Genomic DNA, 6,652 nt, shown 5'->3' on the forward strand with positions numbered 1-6,652 from the left:
CCTTATCCTTCGTCGTCCTCGTCGGTCCGCGGCCGGTGCGGCCGATGGCAGCTGGCGCACTTGTCGGTGTCCCCGTGATCGCCCACCCGCACCTGGGGCTGGAACGCGGGCCGCGCCGTGATTTCGAGATGGCAGCCGAGACAGAGCTTGTCGGCGGTGACCAGGGGCACCGGGGTATCGGGTGCGTCTTCTCCCGCGTCTCTCTTCTTCTGGTTGATCGCGTGGAGGGCCAGCGGTCCGTGGCAGGATTCGCACCGCAGGACGGAATGCCTGTTGTCACTCACCGGATCGGCCGGCGGCGCCGCGGGGTCGGCGAATTCGTTCTCGTACTTCCCGCGGTGGCAGTCGACGCAGGAGGCGTTGCCGGCGTAGGCGATCGGACGGGCCCTCGCCTCGTCGATCGCCCCGGCCCGATAGAACCCGAGGGTGCCGAAGTCCGCTGGAATGAGCTCCCGCCGCGCGATCAGGAAGGCCACGATTCCCACCAGGAAGACGGTGGCTACGCGCTTGACGTGACCCGCGTGCCGAAAGCGACCGCGCATGGGCGTCACTCCTCTGTCGGTGGACGTCTCCGGTTTGCGCACCGCCGTGCAAGAGGCAAACCAGCGTCTCTCAGGCGGTGCGGACGGCCGCGCACGCGGCCAGGCGCGCCGGCCCCCCCACCGGGAACCGGAAATATCCCGCAGTCGTGCGAAGAATTCCGCTCCGCCAGCGGTCGCCGAATCACGCGCACCCTCGGCGCGGCGGCCGGCCGGCGCTGGCACGGAGTCTGCCTGACGCCGCCGGAAGGAGAACGCCGTCATGATGCGGAATCTCGCGCCGCTGCTCGGACTCGTGGGGCTGATGGCGCTTCCGGTGTCCGCGCAGAACGCCAGCCTCGTCGAGGCGGGCAAGGCGGTGTACTCGAGCAAGAAATGCGCAAGGTGCCACATGGTGGCCGGCAAGGGCTACAAGAACGGCAAGCTTGACGGCGTGGCGTCGAAGGTCAGCGCGGACGATCTGCGGAAGTGGCTGACGGCGCCGCGCGAGATGGAGGCGAAGCTGGAGAAGAAGCCGAAGGTCAGGATGTCGTCGAGAAAGAACATGACATTGACCGAGGCTGAAGTGTCGGCGCTGGTCGCGTACTTGATGACGCTGAAGTAGCGGAAGCAATGGCGAACGAGGAGGGAGAACCGGAATGACGCGAACACTCGGAGCAATCGCCGTCGCCGTGGTGTTGGCCGGGGGGACCGCGCTGGCGGGTCAGTCGCCGGATCCGAAAGCGGCGGCCGCCGGCAGGAAGCTGTACGTGACCTACAAGTGTGACAAGTGCCACACGATTGCCGGGCGCGGCACCAAGAAGGCGAACGGCGAGCTTGACAGTGTGGGCGCGGAGCTCACCGCCGCGGAGATCAAGAAGTGGCTGACCAGTCCGGCCGAGATGGAGGCCACCCTGAAGAAGCCGCCCAAGGGTACCGATGCCATGTCGAACGCCCTCAAGACCAAGGGCATCGAGCCGGGAGAGATCGATTTGCTGGTGGCGTACCTGCAGACGCTGACCAGGAAGAAGTAGCCCGCGCCAGTCTTCGCGCCGATCCGCCGCCCGGGGGTCAGGTCTGCAAACCAGCCGAACTCGGCACCCTGCAGACCTGACCCCTTAGGGCGATTTGCAGACCTGGCACCGGCGGGCGGATCGCAGACCTGACCCCCGAGTCAGCGGCTGGCGCTCGTCAGCAGCGGATCCTCGCGGACGGTGAGGCGGGTGTTGTAGGTCTTCCCGTTCACCGTCATCGACACGCGGTACACGCCCGGACCCGCCGGATCCCCCTGCGGACCGAAGGCGCCGCGTCCGCGGCCGCCGCCGCCACCGCCGCCGCCCTGGCGGCCGGCCTGCTGCGCCGCCTGCTGCTGCGCCTGGAATGCCGCGACCGCCTCGGGCGACGGATCGAACGTCATCGGCCACTCGAGGCGATTGATCCCGGCGCGCGCCGGGACGGTGAGCGTGCGCTTGTTCTCCCCCGTCACGTCACTGATCTCGAACCGCACCTGGCCCGCCGCCGCAGTTCCCAGGTAGTAGTTGATCACAGCGTTGCGGGTCGGGTTCTCGCCGCGGAAGCTGAGCGTCCCGCCCGTGCCCTGCGGCTGCAGGCGCAGCCACTGGGTCGCGGTGCGGTTCTCGAAGAGATGCGCCTCCGCGATCGCCACCTTCTCGGACAACTGCTGCAGCGGCGTGATGTCGTCGAGGATCCAGATGCCGCGCCCGTGCGTGGCGGCGATCAGATCGTTGTCACGCGGATGGATCTCGAGATCGTGGACCGCGACGGTCGGCATGTTGTTGTTCAACCGGCCCCACTTCCTGCCGCCGTCGACCGAGTAGAACACCGCGAACTCGGTTCCGGCGAACAGCAGGTTCGCATTCTTCGGATCCTCGCGGACCACGTAGACCGGCCCCATCTCGGGCAGGCTGCCGCTGATGTTCGTCCAGGTCTTGCCGTAATCGGTGGTCTTGAAGATGAACGGCTTGAAGACCGCCGCCTCGTGGCCGTCGACCGAGACGTACGCCGTGCCGCGCGCATGGTGCGACGGCTCGACGCGGCTGATGTAGAGATCGTGCGACGGCAGGCCGGGCATGTTCTTGCCCACCTCCTCCCACGTCGCGCCGTCGTTCCGCGTCACCTGCACGTTGCCGTCGTCGGTGCCGACCCAGATCTCCCCCTGGCTGAGCGGCGATTCCATGACGGTGACGATCGTGCCGTAGAACTCCGCGCCGCCGCCCGGATCCTCGTCAGGCGTCAGGCCGCCCGACTTGCGCAGCGTCCGCTCCGGATCGTTCCTGGTCAGGTCCGGACTGGCGATGCGCCAGTTGTCGCCGCGGTCCGCGCTCTTGAACAGGTGGTTGGCGCCGAGGTAGAGCGTCTTCGGGTTGAACTCCGACAGGATGAACGGCGTGCTCCAGTTCCAGCGGAACGCGCCCATCGTCGCGCCGCGTCCTCCACCGCCGCCGAGCCCGCCGCCGCCGCCGCGTCCGCCGCCGGCGCCGCGCTGGCCGGGAGGCGGAGGGGGCGGCGCCTCGCCCCAGTTGAGATCCTTCTGCCGCTTCTCGATCTCCGGCGTGATGTAGGCGTCGTAGTTGACGATGTTCACCCCCTTGCGCGGACGGATCGACTGGCTGCGGCCGGTGGCGCGATCGAAACGCACGAGATTGCCGCCGCTCGTGCCCGGCTGCGATTCGGTATAGACCGTTCGGTGGTCGTCCGGATCCATCGCGGCGTGATAGCCGTCGCCTCCGCTGGTGTTCACCCAGTCGCTGGTGTAGATCGCGGTCGCGCGCGTCGCCGACGGACCGCACGAGGATCCGGCGTCCTGCAGGCCGCCGCAGACCCAGTACGGATCGTTCATGTCGGCGGCGACGTCGTAGTACTGCGTGACGTTCAGGTTCTCGAACCGCAGGTACGTCTCGCCGTCGTCGTGCGTCAACGCAAGTCCGCCGTCGCTGCCGATCCAGAAGCGCTTCTTGTTGTGGGGATCGAGCCAGATCGCATGCCAGCAGTGCATGCCGCTGCCCGCCGGCGCGGTCGACGGCTGGTTCCCGCCGCCACCACCACCGCCGCCACCGCCGCCGCGGCCCGTCGCGACGAGCGTCCTGCCCCCGTCGGTCGAGCGATCGAAGCTGATGTTGTAGTGGTAGGTTTCCTTGTCGTTGAACGGGCTGACGGCGACGTGGTTGTAGTAGAACGGCCGCCGGTTGTAGCGGTTCATGAACGTCCACGTCTCGCCGCCGTCTTCGGAGCGGTAGATGCCGGCGCCGATCTTGGTCATGTCGGCGAAGTCGGGCGTGTTCGGCTCGGGCTGGAACTCCGCCTCGATGTGCGCCATCACGACCTTCGGATTGCTGCGCGCGATCGCCAGGCCGATCTTCCCGGTGCGGCCGGTCGGCAGCCCTTTCGTCAGCTTCTTGAAGCTCTTGCCGCCATCGGTCGTCTTGAAGATCCCGCCGTGGATGCCGCCGCTGTTCAGGCTCCACGCCGTGCGCTTGCGCTCCCAGAACCCGACGTACAGCACGTTCGGATTCGACGGGTCCATGCGCGCTTCGATTGCGCCGGTCCACGCGTCCGTCGGCAGGTTGTTGGTCAGCTTCGTCCACGTCTTGCCGCCGTCGACCGTCTTGAAGAACCCGCGCTGTCCGACCTGGCCGTAGATGCTGCCGACGGCCGCGACGTAGGCGACGTTGGGATCCGTCGGATGGAGCGTGATCGATCCGATGTTGAAGCTGTCCTCGAGCCCGGCGTGCGTGAACGTCTTACCGCCGTCCGTCGACTTGTAGACGCCGTCGCCCCAGGCGGCGGAATTGCGCCCGCACTCCTCGCCGGTGCCGACCCAGATGATGTTGGGATCCTTCTGGAAGATCTTGACGTCGCCGATCGACGCCGAGCCGTAGTTGTCGAAGATCGGCGTCCAGGTGACGCCGGCATTCGTCGACTTGAACACCCCGCCGGACGCGCTGCCGACGACGACGTGCGCGAAGTCGTTCTCGAGCGCGTCGATCGCGGAAATGCGTCCGATCAGGTTGGCGTTGCCGATGTTGCGCCACTTGAGCGCCTGGATCAGCGGGTCGCTGGAATACGTCGCGGGCGCCTGCGGCGCCTGCGGGTTACCTGGCTGGCCCTGCGCCAGCAGGCTCCACGACACGATGACTGCGTAAGCCGGCAGGACCACTGCCAGCGTGCGTAGCCTGTTCATCCATCCCCTCCTCGCCAGAGATGCGCGCGATTATAACGGGGTTCACAACCGCGAGAACTCCCAAGGACGGGCGAAGCTACCTCAAAGACGCTCCCCAGTTGAGGACGACGTAAAGCAGATTGCGCGACGCCGCTTCGTCCTTCTGCTGGATGATCAGTACGCGGCCGTCAGCCGCCGCGTCGGCGCCGCCCAGGTTCGACGGCACCGCCGTAGCGAGCGTCGGCGCGCCGATGCGCAGCGGGTTCAACATGACAGGTGCGCGCATGATGCCCTTCGCGCTGAGGAAGTAGATGGCGTCCTCGCGTGGCCAGCGCGGGAGCGTGCCGCCCTCGGACGACACGGGAATGGTCCCGCCGCCCTCGAACGAGCGCACGTACACTTCCTCGCGGCCGGACACGCTCGACGCATACGCGAACCAGCGCCCGTCCGGCGACACGGATGCCGCCCGCTCGTCGGCAGGCGTGGCCAGGAGCGGCTCCGGCCTGGCGCCGTCGCGCACGAGCAGAAGATCCCGGTTCCTGAGTCCTCGCTGGGAGCCCCGATCCTCGGCGACGACGATGATGGCGGTGCCGTCGAGGGACCAGGCGGAGGGCAGCATTACGAGGTTGTCAGGACGCAATCCGAACCGCGCCGGCTTGCCGCTGCCGTCGGAGGCGACGGTCATGAGCCCCTCCGCCGGGTTCCAGAACGCGATCCGCGCGCCGTCGCGTGACCAGATCGGCGAGCTCGCGCCGGAAAACGTCAGGCGCAGGCGTGTGCTGCGCTCGAGATCGATCGTCCACGCATCCGGCGGCGACGTTCCGACCGTGACGACCGCGCGGCGGCCGTCAGGTGAGAGGGTCAGCGCGCGGTAGTCGGCGTCCGGCAACGGCAGCGGCGAGGCGCCGGGCGTCATCCACCGAAGCTGCGTCGCCGACCCTCCTCTGTTGATGTAGGCGATTGAGCCGGCCGCGTCGACGCCGACGAGGGGCAGGTGCACCTGTCCGGTGGTCGAGAATACGCCGCCGTCTTCCAGCACCTGCACCGGCGAACCCCGCACCCGGTTGGTCGCCGGATCGAACTCGACGGCGAAAATGGTCTCACCGCGCGCGAAGATCAGACGATTCGGTGCGACGAAAATGGGACCGCTGCCCTCGACTGCGAGTGGCGTGTGCGTGCCGTCGTCCAGCGACGCGACGGCAAGCTCGGAGCGGCCCGGCGTCCGGATCACGAACGCGACGTGACGTCCATCGGGCAGCATGTGCGGCAGCTGATGGAGCGTTTCCGTGCCCTGAAGCTTCGTGAGGTCGATCGGTTCGCCTCCGGAGGCCGACACCCTGGCGAGCGCGCCAGGTGCGTTCGCGATGCTCGTGCCGAGGACGATCGTGCCGTCCGGCGCCCATGTCGCGCGGGAGAAGCGGCCGCGACCGCAGACCCTCGACTGCGACCCGCCCTCGACGGCGAGCTTCATGACGCCGGTGTCGGTGAAATAGCCGATCCATTCGCCGTCGGGCGAGAAGAACGGCGCGTAAGCCCCTTCCGTGTTGGGAATCTTCTCGACGTCGAGCGAATCGAGCCGGCGCTTGAACAGCACCGGGGCCGTGAGCAGCGCCGGTTGCGCCGCGTAGACGATCGTCCTTCCGTCCGGCGAGAATGCGATGCCGGCGCCATTGGTGCGGAGCGGCATCGCCTCGTTCGGCAGCGGCGTGACGAAGCGGCCGACGGGGAGCGGCCGCGGCGGCGCCGGGCGCGACAGCACCCACGTCGCGGCGGCGGCGAGCGCCGCAATCGCGAGCCCGCCGGCCGCCAGCACCGTGGCCCGTGCGCCGCGCGATCGTCGCGCCTGCGCCGGCGATGCGGCGGGCGCGCTTTCATCGGCAGCGCCGCTCCCGACCCGTTCGAGCGCGATGCGCGCGTCGCCAATGTCGCGCAGCCGCTGTCGGGGATCCTTCAC

Annotated in this window: 5 protein-coding genes; 2 read left to right on the forward strand and 3 right to left on the reverse strand. The window is 68.4% G+C overall.

The window, feature by feature from the left end:
* Positions 1 to 2: 2 nt before the first annotated feature.
* Positions 3 to 542 carry a cytochrome c3 family protein gene (locus tag VFK57_02105; GenBank protein ID HET7694475.1) on the reverse strand — a complete coding sequence of 180 codons (540 nt, stop codon included), beginning with the start codon at positions 540 to 542 and terminating at the stop codon, positions 3 to 5.
* A 262-nt stretch (positions 543 to 804) separates the two neighbouring features.
* Between VFK57_02105 and VFK57_02110 the strand changes: the two genes are divergently transcribed.
* Both VFK57_02110 and VFK57_02115 read left to right on the forward strand, forming a co-directional pair.
* Complete coding sequence (locus VFK57_02110) at positions 805 to 1,143, forward strand: cytochrome c (GenBank protein ID HET7694476.1); 339 nt, start codon at positions 805 to 807, stop codon at positions 1,141 to 1,143.
* Between the two features lie 34 nt (positions 1,144 to 1,177).
* Entirely contained in the window at positions 1,178 to 1,552 is a 375-nt protein-coding gene (locus VFK57_02115; protein HET7694477.1) for a cytochrome c, read from the forward strand.
* 140 nt (positions 1,553 to 1,692) lie between these two features.
* Here VFK57_02115 and VFK57_02120 read toward each other — a convergent pair whose 3' ends face one another.
* Both VFK57_02120 and VFK57_02125 read right to left on the reverse strand, forming a co-directional pair.
* Positions 1,693 to 4,719 (reverse strand): hypothetical protein, encoded by a 3,027-nt coding sequence (locus VFK57_02120; GenBank protein HET7694478.1) that lies wholly within the window; start codon positions 4,717 to 4,719, stop codon positions 1,693 to 1,695.
* 76 nt (positions 4,720 to 4,795) lie between these two features.
* Positions 4,796 to 6,652, reverse strand: a 1,857-nt coding sequence (locus VFK57_02125) for a hypothetical protein (protein HET7694479.1), incomplete at its 5' end; no start/stop codon positions are given.

It is taken from the genome of Vicinamibacterales bacterium (assembly GCA_035699745.1).
Lineage (GTDB): Bacteria > Acidobacteriota > Vicinamibacteria > Vicinamibacterales > 2-12-FULL-66-21 > JAICSD01.

Bases quoted from the DNA above. Each gene is read 5' to 3' on its own strand.
- VFK57_02105 (HET7694475.1), bottom strand. From the start codon at position 542: ATGCGCGGTCGCTTTCGGCACGCGGGTCACGTCAAGCGCGTAGCCACC.
- VFK57_02110 (HET7694476.1), top strand. From the start codon at position 805: ATGCGGAATCTCGCGCCGCTGCTCGGACTCGTGGGGCTGATGGCGCTT.
- VFK57_02115 (HET7694477.1), top strand. From the start codon at position 1,178: ATGACGCGAACACTCGGAGCAATCGCCGTCGCCGTGGTGTTGGCCGGG.
- VFK57_02120 (HET7694478.1), bottom strand. From the start codon at position 4,719: ATGAACAGGCTACGCACGCTGGCAGTGGTCCTGCCGGCTTACGCAGTC.